We start from the raw sequence: 18605 nt of genomic DNA on the forward strand, positions 1-18605 counted from the left end.
GATGTCTATCATCCTCGTAAGGTCTTTTTTTGTATGATAGATAAAGGAGAATAATTATGAACAAAAAACAGTATCGCTACTTACTTATGGCTCTACTCAGCCTGATTGCTTTCTTGCCCCTAACCCTTTCAGCTGCGGAAAATGATGGTGTTTTTCGCGTCGGGATGGAAGCCGGTTATCCCCCTTTCAACTGGACACAACAAACAGATGAAAATGGTGCCGTTCCTATTCAAGGTTCACAAGAATTTGCCGGCGGCTATGACGTAGAAATCGCCAAACGTATCGCTGAAGGTTTAAATAAAAAATTAGTCATCGTTAAAACTGAATGGGATGGTCTTTCTCCTGCTTTAACATCTGGAAAAATAGACGCAATTATTGCTGGTATGTCGCCAACTGAAGAACGTAAAAAGAGTATCGATTTTTCTGATGTCTATTATCAGTCACATCTCGTGTTGCTCGTAAAAAAAGGTGGCCCTTTTGAAGAAGCGACCCGTTTAAGTGATTTCAAACAGGCTAAAATTACCGCTCAATTAAACACGTTTCACTATTCTGTGATTGACCAAATTCCTGAAGTCGATAAACAGACGGCTATGGATAACTTCCCAGCGATGCGCGTCGCTTTAGAGTCAGGTGTTATCGACGGTTACGTTACTGAGATGCCTGAAGCCTTAACTGCTGCAAATGCTAATCCTAATTTTAAAGTCGTATCATTTGAAGACGGTGAAGGTTTTATTACAGAACCTGAAGACACTGCGATTGCTATTGGTGTAGCAAAAAATAGTCCGCTCACAAGCGAAATAAATCAAGTGTTAAGTCAAATTTCAATCGATGAACAACAAGACATTATGGAAAATGTGATTCAATCACAACCAGATAACAGCGGCACTCAAAACTGGGTGGTTAAAATAATGAAAGAAAATGGCAGCATGTTCTTACGCGGCGCTGGTGTGACACTCTTTATTTCATTAATCGGAACAGTCGTCGGTACATTGATTGGTTTGGGAATCGGCGTGTTTCGTACCATTACTTTACCAAAATCTGGAATTAAACGCGTCTTATTAAAAGCTCTTAATATTTTCTTCAATGTTTATATTGAAATATTCCGTGGTACGCCGATGATTGTCCAAGCAATGGTCATCTATTATGGTACAGCACAAGCATTTGGAATTGATTTAAATCGAATTTTAGCAGCACTCTTCATCGTATCGATTAATACGGGTGCTTATATGACCGAGATTGTCCGTGGTGGTATTTATGCTGTGGATAAAGGACAGTTTGAAGCAGCTCAAGCAATTGGTATGACGCATGGCCAAACGATGCGTAACATCGTGTTACCACAAGTCATCCGTCACATCTTACCAGCAACAGGTAATGAATTTGTTATTAATATTAAAGATACATCCGTCTTGAATGTTATCGCCGTGTCAGAATTATTCTTCCAAGCGAAAACAGTTGCAGGAAGTAACTTCCGATTCTTTGAAACATTCTTCGTCGTTTGTGTTATTTACTTCGTAATGACGTTTACAGTCACTCAAATTTTAAGACGTGTGGAAAAACGCTTAGACGGTCCAGAGCACTATGCACCTTATGCCAATCAGATGCAAGTTCAAGAGCCCACACAACGCTAGAAAGGAAGAAATTGAATGAGTCGTTTATTAGAAATTAATCAATTAGAAAAATACTATGGTGACAATCACGTCTTAAAAGGCGTAACGCTCCATGTTGAAAAAAGTGAAGTGGTGACCATTATCGGTTCCTCAGGTTCTGGAAAATCAACATTATTACGCTGTATTAACTTATTAGAAGAACCTTCAGCTGGGGAAATCTTATTTAAAGGCGAAAACGTGCTAGCCAATCATTATAATTTACCAGAATATCGTACACATCTTGGCATGGTGTTCCAACACTTTAACTTATTTGAAAACTTAAATGTGTTAGACAACTGCACGGTCGGCCAAATAAAAGTCTTAAATCGCTCGGAGGAAGAAGCAAAACAAGTCGCATTAAAAAACTTAGAGCGAGTTGGTATGGCAACTTTTGCTAACGCAAAAACCAAACAACTTTCCGGCGGACAAAAACAACGTGTCGCTATCGCTCGCGCTCTTTCAATGGATCCTGACTGCTTACTCTTTGACGAACCGACCTCTGCTCTCGATCCCGAAATGGTCGGCGAAGTTCTGGACATTATGGGTGAATTAGCTAACGAAGGTTTAACTATGGTCATCGTGACACACGAAATGGGATTTGCCAAAGAAGTTTCTGACCGAGTCATCTTTATGGATCAAGGTGTTATCGCAGAGGAAGGACGACCTGAAGATATTTTTCAACAGCCTAAAGAAAAACGAACACAAGAATTTTTACAACGTGTTCTCTCATAACAATGATACTTTAACCCCACAATATAGGATTGTGGGGTTTTCCACATTATCCACAAACGATGTGGATAACTATTCCTTCGTTTTTCCACTTTTTATCTCTCGTCTTTTCTATTTTACACATGGTTTTCCCCATAATTCACAAGTTGTGCACAACTTCCTGTGGATAAACTGTGGATAATAAAAAAAGTGTGTCGTCTAATTGACGACACACTTCTATAGGTAAACTTATGCTTCTTCTTTATCTTCACCAATAACTTCAGGCTCAGCTGCTTCGCCATCTGTTTCTGGTTCTTCATGAACTTCTGGTTCTGTAACAGATGCGATTTGTTCTTCTGCTTCTGTAACAATTGTAAAGTCTTCAAATTTAGGTAAGTCAGCTACGCTAATGCTGTCGCCAATTTCTAAACCTGACACATCTACTTCTACTGTTTCTGGTAATTTATCTGGAGTTGCTGAAACAACCACGTTGTATAATGTTTGAGTTAACACACCACCAGCTTTAACCCCTGGAGCGTCGCCAATTAAGACGATTTCTGCTTCAACTTCTGTTTCTTCACTCATGTCAACAGCTAGGAATTCAACGTGAACCCAGTCTCCGTTAAATGTATCTACTTGATAATCATGTACTAATGTTGGAACTTTTTTACCTTCTAATTCTAAGTAATAAACAGCGTTAGCACCATTTTCGCGGATTGCTTTTGATAGTGCCATTGCATCAACCGATAAAGATGTGTTTTCAACATCGTTACCATAAACGACACCAGGTACGCGTCCTTCTACACGTAATTGTTTACGGATAGAACGTGGACGAATTGCTCTTCTTTCTACTTTCAATGTTACTGCCATGTTTATTCCTCCTCATAGTCATATAAATAAGCTCGTATTGGCAATGTTACAATTACTTGAACATGGCGTACCAAAACGAACTTCACTTATAGTTATAGAGATCTTTACAGATCATGAGAGGCGAGTGTAAAATCACACTTAAACAATATGTTAGTCTTCACATGTTGTTTGCTCATCGTGGCCTTTATTAGAAAATAAATAACCACACTATAATATAAGCTTATACATCTAGGCTACGTCATTCCAAACAGAAAGTCAAATAAATACCCTTTTTTAATAACTAGCTCGAGCGCCACCTATTAATTTAGGTCGAGAACTTAACGCTGTAACGTGTGCATGCCCTAGTTGTTGAGTAGATAGGCGGATAGGGACAGCAACATGTTTAATGTGCATGCCAATCGCTGTATCACCGATATCTATCCCTGCTTTTGCCTTAATAAACTCTACCATTATCGGTTCATTAAAATAACGATAGGCAGCCGTCGCAGCGGAGCCTCCTGCTGATAGAGTTGGAACTACTGACACTTCCTCCAAATCATGTGTCATCGCCTGTTTCTCAATAACAAGCGCACGGTTTAAATGCTCACAGGCTTGTACGGCTAGATACACTTTTTCTTTTGCTAATTCTTCATAAAGCGTCTTAACAATCACTTCTCCTACTTCCGCGCTTGAACCTTTGCCAATCTGCTTGCCTACTACCTCACTACTGCTACATCCAAGTACGCAAATATCTCCTGCTGTCAGTTCTGCTTGCTGTATGAGCTCTTGAATCATACTGCGGACATCTTCGTCTAGATTTTTTAACATCGCTCTTCCTCCTTTATATCTGTTTACTTTAAATCTATCACAAACTAGCGTAAAATTATAATGAAATCGATACTATAAAGGAGTTTACTATGCGCATTTTATATCCTTATTTAAAACCTTATCGCAAAGAACTATTTCTAGGTCCTTTTTTCAAGCTACTCGAAGCCATTTTTGAACTACTCTTACCTATTTATATGGCGAAACTCATTGATGAAGGAATTCGACTAGAAAATTGGGGCCGAGTTAAAGAGCTGTCCCGTCACATGTTATGGTTTACTGTGATTGGATTAGTCTGCGTGCTAATCTGTCAGTATTATGCAGCAGTCGCCTCTCAAGGATTTGGTACAGACTTACGGAATGGCGTGTATCAAAAAATTCATCGCCTCAGTCCAACAACGTTAAATCGTTTAAGTCCTTCTTATATGACAACGCTCATGAACAATGATATTAATCAATTACAACTAGCACTAGCTATGTTAATCCGGTTAGTCATCCGGGCACCTTTTCTCAGCATTGGCTCGATTGTTATGGCTTTTTATATCGATCCGAAAAGTGCCTTGATATTTCTTACGATACTCCCAATTTTTTCACTCGTCCTATTTTTCATCATAAAAAAAACAGTGCCTATGTATCGACACGTTCAAACGAAACTTGAAACTTTAACCGCATCAATTGATGAAACTTATAGCGGCGTACGCGTCATTCGTGCCTTTAATCGTCAAGAAAAACAAACACAGCAATTACATGACGTCAGTGATGACTTAGCTCGCGCTTACACACGTGTAGCCAATGTATCCGCCCTACTTAATCCATTAACCTTACTTTTGATGAATCTGGGCATTGCCTTACTTATCGTAAATGGTAAGGGGCAATTTCAACTAGGTGCGTTGCAACAAGGAGAAGTAGTCGCCTTAGTTAACTATATGATGCAAATGTTACTCGCTTTAATAGTCGTTTCAAACTTAGTGGTTATTTTTACAAAAGCCGCTGCTTCTAAACAGCGTTTAACCGTGTTACTCGAACAAAAAGAGGAACAAAACACCGAGTCTTTCCCAGAAAATCTGGCAAGCAAATCGATTACAAGTGATATCCCTATCTTCGAAGCAAAAAATCTTTCTTTTCGTTATCAAGAAGAGGGGCCGACTGTTTTACAATCTCTGGATTTTACACTGAAACCAAAGACATTCACAGGAATTATTGGGCCAACTGGTAGTGGGAAGTCTACGCTTGCTGCTATCTTAGCTCAGCTGTACGCACCTACAGAAGGGACTTTAATGTATCAAGGATATCCTATTCAGGATTTACATCGCCCCACTCTCATGCAGCAAATTCGATTAGTTCCTCAAAAAAGCAATTTAGTTAAAGGGACTGTTCGAGAAAATTTACTTTGGGGAAAAGCAGAGGCAACAGATGATGAGCTTTGGCGCGCTTTATCTCTAGCAGAAATAAAGGATGAGATTCTTTCACATCCTGGTCAACTTGACGGAGACGTCGCTGAATTTGGACGAAACTTTTCTGGAGGACAACGTCAACGACTGGCGCTAGCACGTGCATTAGTGGGAGAACCAAGCGTTCTTATTTTAGATGACACCTTAAGCGCTCTTGATGCTTTGACTGCCCAACGTGTCCAACATCATTTATTAACCCTAACAGACACGACGATTATTATGATTTCCCAACGATTGGCGCTCATGCAAGAGGCTGATTGGATCATGACAATGAAACACGGAAAAATTATCGACCAAAATAAACCAGAGATTTTAGAAACCACATCCTCTTTTTATCAAGAAATCAAACAATCACAGCAAGGAGGAGATGAGGCATGAGACAATCAGTGTTAAAACGTTCTTCTATTTTAAAAGAGCTACTTGCTCCTTATCGTCTCTCGCTTTTTGTCACTATTTTTTTCGGGATTATAAGCGGCACGGCGACCGTGTTAATGACGTATTACATTGGACTCAGTATCGATGCTTTGTCGCTACCCAATAGCTCGCAACCTTTTTCTCAAGCACTACAACGTTTCTTGCTGTGTTTACTACTGGCAAGCACTACTCAATGGCTCTTAATGCGCTTAGCAAATAAAATCAGTTACCAAAGTGTGACAACTCTGCGAAAAAAAGGGCTGGATAAACTACAACGTTTACCTGTTTCCTATTTTGATTACCATTCAAAAGGCGACACTATCAGTCGATTTACGAATGACTTAGATTTTGTCGCAGAAGCGCTCATTGGAACGATTACCATCGCTTTTTCAGGCATTTCATTAATTTTGGTCGCAATTGTAATGATGTTTAAATTGAATAGTTGGTTAGCCCTATGTGTTATCGTAATGACTCCTTTAATGTTCATCACGACATGGACGATTGCTACGAAAAGTCAACAGTCGTTTAAAGAACAACAACAAATAGTCGGTCGTATGACAGGATTCATGACCGAACGCTTTGCTGACATGACATTAATTAAACTCTATCAACAAGAAAAAAACAGTACTGAGCAGTATAGGGAAATGAATCATGCTTTACAACATGCTGGTCAACGCGCACAGTTTATCTCTTCATTGAGTAACCCATTATCTCGCTTTATCGACCACTTAGGCTATATTATCATCGGTTTTGTCGGTGCCTATCTCATCTTTTTTACATCGTCGACTCTTACAATTGGTATGATGACGACATTTATTATTTATGCTAATCAGTTTACAAAGCCATTCATCGAGCTATCGGGCTTAACGACACAAATTCAAAGTGCCTTAGCTGGATTAAATCGGATTGAAGAACTTGTAAACAGTCCAGATGAACCTGCATATCCTAGTAAATCGATACTGCAGCCAGAGCAAGTTAGAGGAAAAGTGGTATTTGAACAGGTCGATTTTCAGTACTATGAACACCAACCTTTGATTGAGAATTTTAATTTAGAAGTCGCACCGGGTGAAACTATCGCCATTGTTGGTGAAACTGGCGCAGGTAAAACTACCATTGTCAATCTTCTCATGCGCTACTATCCTTTAACACGTGGAGAAATCTATGTGGATGATGTTCCATTATCTCAACTATCGCAAACACAACTACGCTCTTTATTCGGTATAGTGTTACAAGAGACATGGTTACATCAAGGCACAGTTTTAGAAAATTTAACGTATGGTCAGCCTAATGCTAGTCTAGAGGATGTTAAAAAAGGAGCGGCTTTAGCTCAAATTGATACTTTTATTGAACAACTACCGCTTGGCTATGACACCCCTGTCAATAGCCAGCACTTAACACTATCAGAGGGACAAAAACAACTGCTGAGTATCGCTCGAACGATTATTGCTAATCCACCTATGCTTATACTAGATGAAGCAACCAGTTCTGTAGATACAATGACCGAGCTTGCTATTCAACGAGCATTTCAAGAGATGATGAAAAATAAAACCAGCTTTATAATCGCACATCGTCTCTCAACGATTAAACAAGCCGATAAAATTCTCGTCATGTCGAAAGGTCAAATTGTAGAAGTTGGCTCTCATGAAGAACTAATGACAAATACAAACGGTTATTATCGTCGATTGTATGAAACACAGTTACGTGGGGATTAAGAAAAATTGGCTCTATAATTTAAAGGACTGATGAATCATTTTCTGATTCATCAGTCCTTTATAATAATCATTTATATGTGTATCACTTATATTATGTATCAATTACTCTAAAAAGACCGTCATATTTGAAATCAGACTTTATTTTGATTTAGTATAATTAATTCCCAACCGTCTTTTTTCAATTCAAATACTGATTGACGTTTCAAATAAAACATGGGCATATTTTGTTTTGAACTTTTAATCCCTGTCTTTACTTTCGGACCATTTTCAACTTTAATTTGATATATTCCACCTGGTAAATTCTCAAATTTTACGTGACCATGACTATTCTGATGTCCAATCCAAACCAAAGGCTCCCCGTTACGATATACTGGCTTTTTTCCTCGATAATCATACAAGGTTACACGTGAAGGTTCTATCTGTTCTTCATGTTTCACTTGAATCTCTAGTGTCATACTCTTTTTAGATAAATAATAAGCCTTTATTCTTTTTATCATCATACTACCTAATAGTATCACGATACAGATGACACCTACTATAATCCCAATACGTTTTAATTTTCTCCACTGATCTCTCTGCTCTTTTTCCTTTGCCAACTCTGGTGTATAAGGCACACGGTGTCCTGTCACAAGTAAACGATGTGTATTTATCATGTAGGGGGTACACGTGAGTAAGGTCATTTTATCTGCGCCCGGTTCAATTGCTAAAACAGATGTTTCCTCGGGGAGAACCGTTTCAATACTATCCACTTCATATGCCAAAGTATCACCCAAAACTTCCACTAAAAATATGTCGTTTAACTTTAATTTAGGGAGATTAGTAAAAAGCTCTCTGTCTGGCAATCCTCGATGTGCAGAAATCACCGAGTGAGTGCTATCGCCACCTACCGGAAATGATGTTCCTTCTAAAACACTTGCTCCATGCTCTAGCAAATATGGGGTTGTTTTATCAAACAACGGCATTTCAACAGCTAGTTTTGGTATATTTACTTTTCCAATAACATGTTCACGCAACTCTGCATCTTTTTTTATAGCTACCTGTTCTTCTTCAAATGGATCACTTCCTGGATGTAATCCTTCTTTTTTTATTCTTTCATTTTCTTTTTGATACTTTTCTTTTTTTTCTATAAAATCTTGATGTTCCTTTTTTTGATATCTCATAACAGTATATTCTGCTATTAAATCGTTTAAAGCATTAACGTAAAATGGGTACAACATAATTAAAAAGCCCACTAAAAATACAATAAGCATACCGATTTGAGAAATGATACGCTTATTTCCTTTTTTCATTTTCATATCCCCTTTTGTCTTCTTTTATTAATACCCTATTTCGAAGCCACCATATAAAGAAAGTAAATACGATCAAAATAATTAACAAAAGAAGGTAATAATCTTTCTGTTGACTTTTTTTAACTGAACTTATTTCTTTATTCGCTTCGTCTTCTGTATAAGGCACACGATGTCCTGTTACAAGCAAACGATGTGTATTTATCATATAGGGGGTACATGTCAATAATGTCATCATATCTTTTCCCTCTTGAATGACTAAATCGTCTGTTTCCGTCGGTAGTACTTCTTTGATACTCTCTATTTCATACTTCATAGTTTTATCTAAATTATTCACTAAAAAATAGTCGCCAACTTTCAATTTTTCCAAGTCAGTGAATAATTTTTTCTCAGGAAGTCCACTATGACTTGTTATCACACTATGTGTGCTATAGCCTCCAGTTGGATACGAGGTTCCTTGTAACAGAGTTGCTCCTTGTTCTAACAAATCATCTGTCGTTTCATCAAATAAAGGTAAGCCCACCGAAATTTTAGGAATATAGACGGATCCTATCAAGTGCTTTTGATAATCTTCTTTTGATAATGGTCTATAGTCGGACTCATCGACATCAAACATATCTTCGGTAAGTCCGATTACTTGTTTGGCAGCAGTCTCTTGCGCTGCTTTTTTTTCTTTACGTAGTCGTGCTTTTTTTTCTTTTAAAAATTGATCGTTTGCTTCTTTTTGTACCGTTTCAACCATCTGATTCGCATAGTAGGTGTTAATCGCATTCGCTATAAATGGATAGAAAAAGATAACAGCGCCTGTAATAAATAACAATACAATTGTGGCTGTCAGTACATGGTTGACCGCTTTATTTGGTTTAGTTGCCACGTTCATCCTCGCTTTCTTGTAAGAAAAAGACTACTTCTTCTGAAGTAGTCTTTAAGATTTCTAAACGTTTAATTCTTTATGCTTTCGTGACCAAGCAAATGCCCCTAACATCATTGCACTTCCCAGTACTAAGAACGCGATAATTCCTGTGCCACCTGTTGAAGGTAAAATACCTTTAGGTGTGTTTTTAATTTCTTGTAACTTAGCAGTACCGTATTCTCCATGTTTAACTATAAAATTGACATCTTCTTTTAACTTCACATATTTATCACTTGGTGCTTTTGTTTCTTCTAATTGGTAGTCTCCATCTAATAAACCTTTCACAGAAAACTCACCTTGTGTATTTGAAACTACTTTTGTTGCATCATCTACATTATCAACCCATTTTTCAAAAACATATTCTCCTGTCAAACTTAAATCATCGTAAAATTTTGCATATGTATCATTCTGTTTTACGACAAATTCTGCTCCTTCTAATGGGTTCTTATTATGAGCATCTTGCTTAACAAACTTTTTACCACCAGTTACAACTGCCGGTGGAGGAGTTATTTCTGTTGTTGTTTCATCTTCTGGACCATTAGAAACAATGACAGAAGCGTTATTCTCGTGCTTCTCATCTGGCTTAACTTCTGCTGTTAATTTCATATCATAGGTTACAAATAGTTTCTTACCAGCATAACTTTTAACCTTATCATTTAATACAAAGCTAATTTTAAATCCATTTCCAACTTCTTCAATTTTATAATCTTTTCCTGAATCTAAATCTTCAATATTAATTGTACCTTTTTTATATTCTAATCCTTCAGACGGTGTATCTTTAATCGCGTATCCTGTAGTAGATTCATGCGTAATATTGGTTGGCACGTTGATAGTCAATTTATAGTTCAACGTATCTCCTGTTGTAACATTAGGGTATTTTACACCATTGACTTCAACTTCCGTTAATCCTTTATTCGTCATTTCCTTTTTATTTTCAGCAGACTCATTCTTAGGATAGACATGGATATCTCTATTTAACTCTTTGTTGTCATTTTTATAGATTGGCATTGCTAATACGATAGGGGCTGCAATTTTTGTAATCGTCGGCTCATTCGGTGTCTTAGTTTCTAAGAATAAATAAACCGCATCTTTTCCGTCTCGCTTCATTGCGACATTTCCAAAAGTTGCTTTTCCATCGTCTTGCGTCTCTACTACCTGAATTGATTTTGATCGGAGATCAAAATTTTCTGGCGTATCGATAACTGTTTTTTGAATTTGCTCAATAACGCTTTTTTGAGCTTCTTCCACATTTACAGAAGTTTTCGCTAGCATCTCATGATAAATATCAGTAATGTTATACATTGTAAATTCGACACCTGCGAGTGGATCTCCACCAAAATCATTATCTTCTAGTCCAGTATTCAACTTGTTTTCTGGTGTTTCCCCTTCTTTAAAGACTCTCTTATGTAGCGTAATATTAGTTTCTGTACCCTCTTCTGGTTCAGTTGCTTTAACCGATACAGCACCTGTCAATAATGGCAATACTAACATTGCTACAAAACTAGCAGTCAATGTTTTTAAAATCTTTTTCATATTTAAATCCTCCTATGTTTCTTTTTTATTTTTTTATTTCTTAACCCTATAACTCCAACACTTACCACGATAACAAATCCAATCAATGTTATCGCTGTTTTAGCTTCCCCAGTTTGAGGAAGCAATGAAGGCTTATGAGGTTTAGGACTTGGGGTAACTGGTTTATTAGGTGGCGTTTCCTTCACTCTATAACCATAATTTTTAGGATAAAGATGAATCTCTGATAAATAACTTCCAGGTTGCATTGGATTCTCAACTGGAAAAACGATCAACATTGGAGCAGCTGGATGCTCAATCTTTTCCCCATTGATAAGTGGTGCATCCTCTTCTACTATTAAAATCGCTGGATTTTCTACCTCAGGGATAGTGAACTCAAAACGTCCCAGACCGGATTCTTGATTCATCGTTTTTGTTTTGATAGAGCCTAATTTTTGAGAACCAGGAAGTGGATGATGGGTTTCATCTAAATCCCAAGCTAATACTTCTTGTTGAATGTCTTCTAATGACCGTGTTTTAAGTTTCTCAGCGAGTGGCAACGTCACATCATATATACCAAATGTGACGTCGTTCAATCCATAAGTATCACTTTCATTCTCGACTTCTCGTTGTAACCCGTCATTCTCTGTGTAAGATGGACGAGCATTTGGATTTTTGTACATGCGTTTATGAATATAAAGCGTAGCATGATCTTCTTTTATAACTGATTGATTGGCCGCATTCACACGGAACTCCGTCATAAACAACAAGCCTAATAAGAAAGGAAGAAACCATATTTTATAAGTATAAATTTTTTCTGTCATGCTAAGCCACCTCCTGACGATTTCGCCATAGATAATAGCCCATAACTATCATACCCGTCACCAATAATATCGCGCCTACTTTCTTGAAGGTTTGATACCCAGTGCCGCCAGTTGCGGGTAAAATACCTTTAGCCGTATTCGTGACTTCAAGGTGAATAATATTGCCTTCTTCCGTCAGCACATTTTGCAATAATTCATTATCTATTGTAACCTCTCCAATATCTGAAATGACAATCTTAATAGGTTTTTCAAGTAAGACATAGTGAGAATTCACTTCGACTTCTTCTAATGTGTATTCACCTGGCTTTAACCCTTTAAAAGTAAACGTATTGCCTTTTTCACTCAACTCGTCGGCAGCTTGTTTTTTGTCATAATCTTTTCCTTTTAATTGAAACGTCACATTAGGAACAGGTCGACCATACTGATCTTTTTTCTCAATTTGAAGTTGGAAATCTTTCAAACGATTTACAAGAATGCTATTTTCAGGTAACCCCTTGAATGACAACTCACGACTAGTTTCATCTTGAACTATCTCGAAATGAATGTCTTCCATAGCTTGGTAGCCTATAAGAGGTGTTGTTTCTTTTAATACATACCTTCCTATCGGTAATGAGCCGAAATTAATTTTCCCTTTAGAATCTGAGGTTACTTCTTTTCCAATAGACTCATGACTTCCTTCTTCATAAAGTGTAAAACCAACATCAGCTAAAGGCGTCTCGCCGTCATGTCCCACTTTTTTAAGTTCTAAAGGCAAGTACTTCAGTTCATTGATCACCGTCATTGTTTCGTTCGACTTCGTTTGATCAATGGCCTCATGTGAATACTTTGGTTTTTCATAACCTGCAACTCCTGTATTTTTATCATTCACTCGTTCTTCTACACGATACTCATATTGTTTATTGCCCGAACGGAAAAGAACCTCTTTAAATTCATGTTCAAACACTGTTTCTGCCTTATCTTTCGATAGACTAACACGCTGATCTGGAACATCTTCCCATTTTCCATTACTACCTTTTTCACGTCGTTGTAATTGTATAATGATATCTTGTCTTTTTTGCCAAACATTTTCTTGATCATCCCAGATTTTTTTCACTAAGAGAGAGCCTTTTTCAGGTCTGACGCGTACAGAAGGCACTGCAAAGCCAAACGATTGTGTTTCATTGGCTGTCTGAGCAAATGTAGGTCCGTTTGTCGGATAAAATTGATTATCGTAATAGTCTTCTTTTAACTTCACCGTATAGTTCAAACGATAGCCGTGCCGTTGTGTCAATTCTTTCGCTCCTGATTTGGCACTCGCACTTAAGGTAAGGTTTGAGACATTTATTTGATTGTTTTGTGAATCGATTTTTGCGTCTTTTGCATATTGTGGAGCATTGGTAGCTGTCGCTTCCACAGCTCGCAGTTCATTGCTTCCGTCTAAAATCAAAGCAGAAGATTTAACTGAGCCTTCCACCAAGTCAACGTACTCACTCATTGGATCTACAATCTGACCTTTCTCGAAAGCTGGTTCTGGCTCTAAAATATTCCCTTTAATAATGTTTAAAACCTCATTTAGTTCTTGTGCATCATTAGCATTTCCCTGAAAATCCGGTCCAGCTGCACTCAATACAGTATTGGCATTTTCGTTATTAACACCAAATGCTATAGAATATTTTTTATCGTTAACGTCTAAGGTTTTATAAATATTCCTAATGTACTCGGCATTACGGTTTGCGAGGCTTCTAAGTGGCACAGTAGGTCTATTCTCAGATCCATTACCTTCGTAATCTCTTTCACCAAAATATCCACTTCTTTGTAACGTTGTTATATATGTTTGTTTATTCGGTCCAAATGTTGCCATACCATCTGTCAAAACAATTATATGCTTTTCGGCATCTGGTCGTGCTCCTTTTGTTGAGTCTATCAAGAGTTTCGCCCCTGCATCTACACCAATAAACGTTGGTGTTCCAGAGCTCTCAGGTGGGGGGATTGTAAGCAAGTCATTATTAAGTAGCTGTTGACTACTTTTGGTGAAGTATTGATTACCACTGTTTTTAAAATTAGAAATCTCATAGAAAATGTCAGTTGTCCATCTCCATCCCCACATTCCCCACACTTGTCTATCTTGTGATCCAAAAGACACCAAGCCCATTTGAATATCATAGTTATCTTGATCATTTAAGAGCCCATTGGAAAATGTCTTCATCGCGTCTGTTAAAACACCCCATCTTGTTGACGTATTCATTGCGACATGCATACTAGCAGATTTATCGATGACAAAAACAACATCGACTTTTTTCTTTTCTTTAACAGCGTCCCCTATAATATCTAATTGTATATCAAATTTTGTAGGGTCATCTTCTCTAGGTTTTACGGTTTTCTTCGTTTCTACTCCTAAGTTTTCGTTTGCTTTCGATACATTGTAGTGATGATAGCCGTTAGCAAAGTTTAGATTTCCTTTTAAGATATTTTGCGTTACCGGTCCGCTACCCGTGTAATGTTCCCCAAAGCGAAAGTTTTTTGTAGTGATTTCTTTGTTATCCTCATAGGCTGCTTCATTTCCATTTTGAAGTAAGTAATTATTACTGTGATGTTTAGGATATATTCCTTTTTCTTCTTTAGGTGAAGATTGTTGATCTACATATTCAAACAAGTCTTTATAGGTTCTTAAATCAAATCTCTCGAGAGAGGGTTGGGCACTTCTGAAGTTATTGTTTGAACCACTATTAAACGTAAATTCTTCTTGACTTATTTCATCTTCTCCAACTTCTTCGCTAGTTATTAAATTTAAATTTTCTTCAGCTTCGGGAGCGGCGTCATCATCAGAGTCACTAACGTCGTCCTCTTTGTTTGCTTCTTCCTTAGTTGTATCATTTTGTGATTGAAGTTTAACATTAAGTGGGAGTCTCGTTTCTACTCCATGTAATGTTAATACTTCTTGTTGTTTCTCTTCTAATGGTTGATATTTAACTGGTACTTCAAACACGATGTCATCTACAAAATCTTCAATATTTTCGACATCTAACGTGATTTGTTGCTTAGCAGCTTGTGCTTGACCGATTAACTCTCCTTTAGAATTCGAAACCACTATCTCTTTATTAGAAGAAACGTTAAACGGTTCACTAAGTGTCAAACGAAGATTATTCCCATTCATTTTACCTTGAATCTTCAATCGATATTCTTGATCTTTTTCAATTTTTTTAACTTCCATACCTGCATTATCTACCAAAGACAATGAGACATTCTCTAATGTTGTTTCTGTCTGAGTGTTAGATAATGTTTCTGCTAAAACTGCCGCTGGTGATAAAACCGATTGCATTAATAAGAGCAGCAAACTCACATAGGTTATCCACTTATGTTTCTCCATTAAATCTCTTCCTCCATTTTTTATACGTTAATTATTGAACAAACCCTTAATTTTAAAGGGTTTCATAACAAAAAATTAGCGTAACCTTTACTGTTTATGGTATGATAAATTTTAATAATAATCTTTTTTGTGTTTAATAATTTGAAATATTTATATCCTTTTAAAATATCCCTTCAAAAACTAGCACTCTATATATTCTAATGAACAAAATATATTTTGTCTGTTCAGTTTTTTTAAAAAAAACACCTTTTAAGATTAACGTACGATTAAAAAAGGAGTGGTTATCGTGATTCATCATTTTTTAGATGCACAATCTAATCGTCAATATAATATCTTGCTTATATTAAAGGAAAATGCTAAACCTATAAAATTAGAAACCATCTCAGAAAAATTAAACGTCAGCCTAGCGACGATCAAACAAGACTTATCTTTGATTGAAACGAAGTGGGGACATTTACTTAATTTAAGTATCACCGATTCACAAAAAGTCGAAATTAAAATTAAAAACAATTCCCTCTTTCAACAAATAATCGGCGAGCTCATTACGGAGTCTGTTCCTTTAAAATGGTTAACGCTAATGTTTTTTGAACCTTATAAAACACTTACTGAGTATGCCGATAAATTACATGTCAGTCGCTCCACTCTTTACCGGACACAAATCATATTAGAAGATGCCTTTGAAGCGTTACCTATTCATATTCGACAAAGGCAAACGTGCTTTTTTTTAGAAGGAGACACAGAGGATGACTTACGAAAATTTTTCGCTGCTTTCTTACTTGAATCTTTTATCTTTCCGGGTGCAAAAGTCCCTTATCCAGATATATTCCCAAAGATAGCAACTGTTATTACTTCTTGTATTTTTAGTGAAAGTGAAATAGATGATGACCAACAATTTTATTTTTTTCAATTTTTGTACTATGTCTCGCTGTTTAGGGAATACCATGGTTTTGCGAACGAATCAAAAGAATTTGCTCAACCTTTAGAAGACGTAACAAAAGCTTCTGTCTCTTCAATTCGCTCTTACTTCCCAACGCTTAAACAAGAACAATTTCAACAAATACATGAAGTAATATATGCTCATGTACATGGCTGGGAAGATGTAGAAGAGCGAGACAGAATTGAATTGACTGCTTTCCGATTCTCTAAAATGTTGCGAGAAAAAACATCTGTTCAATTAAACGATAAGCAACAAGAATTTTTAGTTCGATTAGTCAAACAAATCTATCTAACAGAGAAAATCTCGACGACCCCTTCCTCTGTTTTTTTTGATCGGTTTTACTATTTTTCAAAAACAGTCGAAAAAAGTAATACCTCTTTGTTCCAAATTCTAAATGCGATGTACGACTGTCTTTCTGAAGAAATCGGATTAGACCCACAACTTCATCGACACTCTGTTATCTATTGGTTATGTATTGAAATACCTTCACTGCTCTTTTACATGCCAAAATTATCAATACTTGTTGTCAGTGACTTAGGTAAAAATCATGGTTACTTTGCGGCACGAATGATTAAAAATATCTTGAATTATGATGAATTAAAGCATCTAAACTTTACGATCGCTTCACTGACTGACTATGCCACTATGAATACCGATGACTATGATTTAATGATTATTAATAATACCCAGATCCAGCATCCTACAATGCCTGTTTTTTATATTGATGATTGTCCACAGGAAATTGAGTTATATCGCTTTAAAAAATATCTTAATCGGATTGTTGAGCAAAAAAAAGACGTGCAAAATATTTGCTAAAAAGCATTTTGGTTTTTTTATACTATAAAAGTCCCCCTTTATCACTTCAGCTAGCTGGAGTGACAAAGGGGGACTTTTTTCTCACTATATCGTTTAATCTCGTTGATGGACCATACGATAAACATCTTGTTTTCGTAACTGGCGTTCTTTCGCAACTTTTTTAATGGCTTCTTTACTGGACAGTTGTTCTTCTGTCATTAATAACTGAACATGTTCTTCCACAGTTAATGACTCGCTATTCAAAGTGGGGGACGTTCCCGTGTCTATTTCGCCTCCTTCTATCAACAGGCAACATTCTCCTTTAATCTCATGTTCTTCAATATAGGCATGAATTTCTGATAAGGTTCCACGTAAATATTCCTCATGAATTTTAGTTAATTCCCGACAAATCACGATGCGATGATTATCCGAAAAAACATTTTTCATCACGTTCAGTGTTTTTTTCAAACGATAAGGTGATTCATATAAAATATGGGTGGTTGTTTGAGCTTTCAATCCTTCAAAAAAAAGCAGCTGTTCGTTTTTTTTGCGAGGAGGAAACCCATGAAAGGTAAAGCGGTCTGGTGAAAGTCCTGACGCAATCAAAGCCGTCACACCTGCTGTTGCACCGGGTAATGAAATTACTTTAATACCATGCTCTATACAGGCTGCAACTAATTCAGAGCCAGGGTCGCTAATAGACGGCATACCGGCATCACTGACTTGTGCAATATCTTGACCGAATAGTAGCATATTTAATAATTCAGGTAAGCGTTGCTGTGTATTATGCGTATGAAAACTAATTTGTTTCGTATCTATCTCAAAGTGATTTAATAATTTTTGAGTATTACGTGTATCTTCACTTGCAATCACAGTGACAGCTTTTAGTGTCTTAATTGCACGATAACTCATATCTTCCAAATTACCAATAGGTGTCGGGACCAAATATAAGCTGCCTAGCTCCGACTGTTCTTTATAACTTTTTTGTACTTGCATTCTTCTCTCTCCTCAAAAAAAGCTGGTGAGTAAACACTCCCCCAGCTATTTTCTTTCTCCATAAATCACATCTAAACAAAACGCACATTCTTCATCATTTTCTCGTCGCGTTCCATAGCACACATTGCATACGTGAAAACCTTCTTCATATATTTTCTCAAGGTTTAAACGTGATTTTGAAAGTCCTTGTCGTTCATCACTTGCATCTTTTGACTCATTTGCCTCATATTCAAGTAAACGCTCACGTAAGTGACGATTTTCAATTTCTAAATTCACATTCTGCTCCATTAATTTTTCTGCAGAATGTTTCATCTCATTCAAACGGTCCAGTAACTGTTTTATATCCAATTCTATTTGTCCAAATTCATCATATAAGGCTCGTTTGTCCATCGGA

General features: G+C 36.9%; 14 protein-coding genes. 5 read left to right on the plus strand and 9 right to left on the minus strand.

All coding sequences use genetic code 11. The annotated features are described in order from the left end of the window. The first annotated feature begins 56 nt into the window (after positions 1-56). Positions 57-1628, plus strand: a complete 1572-nt coding sequence (locus M2919_RS05265; RefSeq protein ID WP_248848303.1) for an ABC transporter permease subunit — start codon at positions 57-59, stop codon at positions 1626-1628. 15 nt (positions 1629-1643) lie between these two features. Next, entirely contained in the window at positions 1644-2378 is a 735-nt protein-coding gene (locus tag M2919_RS05270; protein ID WP_023606668.1) for an amino acid ABC transporter ATP-binding protein, read from the plus strand. 225 nt (positions 2379-2603) lie between these two features. Here the strand turns inward: M2919_RS05270 and M2919_RS05275 are convergent, their stop codons facing one another. Both M2919_RS05275 and M2919_RS05280 read right to left on the minus strand, forming a co-directional pair. Beyond that, positions 2604-3224 (minus strand): 50S ribosomal protein L25/general stress protein Ctc, encoded by a 621-nt coding sequence (locus M2919_RS05275; protein WP_126763171.1) that lies wholly within the window; start codon positions 3222-3224, stop codon positions 2604-2606. A 273-nt stretch (positions 3225-3497) separates the two neighbouring features. Next, positions 3498-4031 (minus strand): TIGR01440 family protein, encoded by a 534-nt coding sequence (locus M2919_RS05280; RefSeq protein ID WP_248848304.1) that lies wholly within the window; start codon positions 4029-4031, stop codon positions 3498-3500. A gap of 89 nt (positions 4032-4120) precedes the next feature. Here M2919_RS05280 and M2919_RS05285 point away from each other — a divergent pair, with 89 nt between their 5' ends. After that, complete coding sequence (locus M2919_RS05285) at positions 4121-5857, plus strand: ABC transporter ATP-binding protein (RefSeq protein ID WP_248848305.1); 1737 nt, start codon at positions 4121-4123, stop codon at positions 5855-5857. Continuing rightward, positions 5854-7605 carry an ABC transporter ATP-binding protein gene (locus tag M2919_RS05290; protein WP_248848306.1) on the plus strand — a complete coding sequence of 584 codons (1752 nt, stop codon included), beginning with the start codon at positions 5854-5856 and terminating at the stop codon, positions 7603-7605. Before M2919_RS05285 ends, M2919_RS05290 begins: the two co-directional genes overlap by 4 nt. Positions 7606-7736: 131 nt before the next feature. On the opposite strand, the gene M2919_RS05295 is transcribed toward M2919_RS05290, so the two are convergent. From M2919_RS05295 to M2919_RS05315, 5 genes are read right to left on the minus strand one after another with little or no spacing between them, the layout of a single operon-like run. After that, positions 7737-8894: a class C sortase gene (locus tag M2919_RS05295; RefSeq protein ID WP_222317127.1), complete on the minus strand. Its 1158-nt coding sequence runs from the start codon at positions 8892-8894 to the stop codon at positions 7737-7739. Then, entirely contained in the window at positions 8878-9771 is an 894-nt protein-coding gene (locus M2919_RS05300) for a class C sortase (protein WP_248848307.1), read from the minus strand. The genes M2919_RS05295 and M2919_RS05300 overlap by 17 nt, the downstream gene beginning before the upstream one ends. A gap of 54 nt (positions 9772-9825) precedes the next feature. Continuing rightward, positions 9826-11337 carry a SpaH/EbpB family LPXTG-anchored major pilin gene (locus M2919_RS05305; protein ID WP_248848308.1) on the minus strand — a complete coding sequence of 504 codons (1512 nt, stop codon included), beginning with the start codon at positions 11335-11337 and terminating at the stop codon, positions 9826-9828. Between the two features lie 2 nt (positions 11338-11339). Next, positions 11340-12137, minus strand: coding sequence for a pilin N-terminal domain-containing protein (locus tag M2919_RS05310; protein ID WP_248848309.1), 798 nt, complete (start codon positions 12135-12137; stop codon positions 11340-11342). Position 12138: 1 nt separating this feature from the next. Next, on the minus strand, positions 12139-15483 hold the full coding sequence (locus M2919_RS05315) for a SpaA isopeptide-forming pilin-related protein (protein WP_248848310.1): 3345 nt from the start codon (positions 15481-15483) through the stop codon (positions 12139-12141). 286 nt (positions 15484-15769) lie between these two features. Here M2919_RS05315 and M2919_RS05320 point away from each other — a divergent pair, with 286 nt between their 5' ends. Next, on the plus strand, positions 15770-17236 hold the full coding sequence (locus M2919_RS05320; RefSeq protein ID WP_248848311.1) for an AcpB/EbpR/MafR family transcriptional regulator: 1467 nt from the start codon (positions 15770-15772) through the stop codon (positions 17234-17236). 93 nt (positions 17237-17329) lie between these two features. Here the strand turns inward: M2919_RS05320 and rsmI are convergent, their stop codons facing one another. Next, complete coding sequence (gene rsmI / locus M2919_RS05325) at positions 17330-18211, minus strand: 16S rRNA (cytidine(1402)-2'-O)-methyltransferase (RefSeq protein ID WP_248848312.1); 882 nt, start codon at positions 18209-18211, stop codon at positions 17330-17332. A gap of 45 nt (positions 18212-18256) precedes the next feature. Beyond that, positions 18257-18601 (minus strand): DNA replication initiation control protein YabA, encoded by a 345-nt coding sequence (locus tag M2919_RS05330; protein WP_023606676.1) that lies wholly within the window; start codon positions 18599-18601, stop codon positions 18257-18259. Between the last annotated feature and the right edge of the window lie 4 nt (positions 18602-18605).

The sequence above is a fragment of the Vagococcus lutrae genome, from assembly GCF_023299185.1.
Taxonomy (GTDB): domain Bacteria; phylum Bacillota; class Bacilli; order Lactobacillales; family Vagococcaceae; genus Vagococcus_A; species Vagococcus_A lutrae.

Excerpts from the sequence above, each read along its gene's own strand:
- M2919_RS05265 (WP_248848303.1), top strand. The coding sequence starts at position 57 with ATGAACAAAAAACAGTATCGCTACTTACTTATGGCTCTACTCAGCCTG.
- M2919_RS05285 (WP_248848305.1), top strand. The coding sequence starts at position 4,121 with ATGCGCATTTTATATCCTTATTTAAAACCTTATCGCAAAGAACTATTT.
- M2919_RS05295 (WP_222317127.1), bottom strand. The coding sequence starts at position 8,894 with ATGAAAAAAGGAAATAAGCGTATCATTTCTCAAATCGGTATGCTTATT.
- M2919_RS05275 (WP_126763171.1), bottom strand. The coding sequence starts at position 3,224 with ATGGCAGTAACATTGAAAGTAGAAAGAAGAGCAATTCGTCCACGTTCT.
- M2919_RS05270 (WP_023606668.1), top strand. The coding sequence starts at position 1,644 with ATGAGTCGTTTATTAGAAATTAATCAATTAGAAAAATACTATGGTGAC.
- M2919_RS05315 (WP_248848310.1), bottom strand. The coding sequence starts at position 15,483 with ATGGAGAAACATAAGTGGATAACCTATGTGAGTTTGCTGCTCTTATTA.
- M2919_RS05300 (WP_248848307.1), bottom strand. The coding sequence starts at position 9,771 with ATGAACGTGGCAACTAAACCAAATAAAGCGGTCAACCATGTACTGACA.
- M2919_RS05330 (WP_023606676.1), bottom strand. The coding sequence starts at position 18,601 with ATGGACAAACGAGCCTTATATGATGAATTTGGACAAATAGAATTGGAT.
- rsmI (WP_248848312.1), bottom strand. The coding sequence starts at position 18,211 with ATGCAAGTACAAAAAAGTTATAAAGAACAGTCGGAGCTAGGCAGCTTA.
- M2919_RS05290 (WP_248848306.1), top strand. The coding sequence starts at position 5,854 with ATGAGACAATCAGTGTTAAAACGTTCTTCTATTTTAAAAGAGCTACTT.
- M2919_RS05280 (WP_248848304.1), bottom strand. The coding sequence starts at position 4,031 with ATGTTAAAAAATCTAGACGAAGATGTCCGCAGTATGATTCAAGAGCTC.
- M2919_RS05305 (WP_248848308.1), bottom strand. The coding sequence starts at position 11,337 with ATGAAAAAGATTTTAAAAACATTGACTGCTAGTTTTGTAGCAATGTTA.
- M2919_RS05310 (WP_248848309.1), bottom strand. The coding sequence starts at position 12,137 with ATGACAGAAAAAATTTATACTTATAAAATATGGTTTCTTCCTTTCTTA.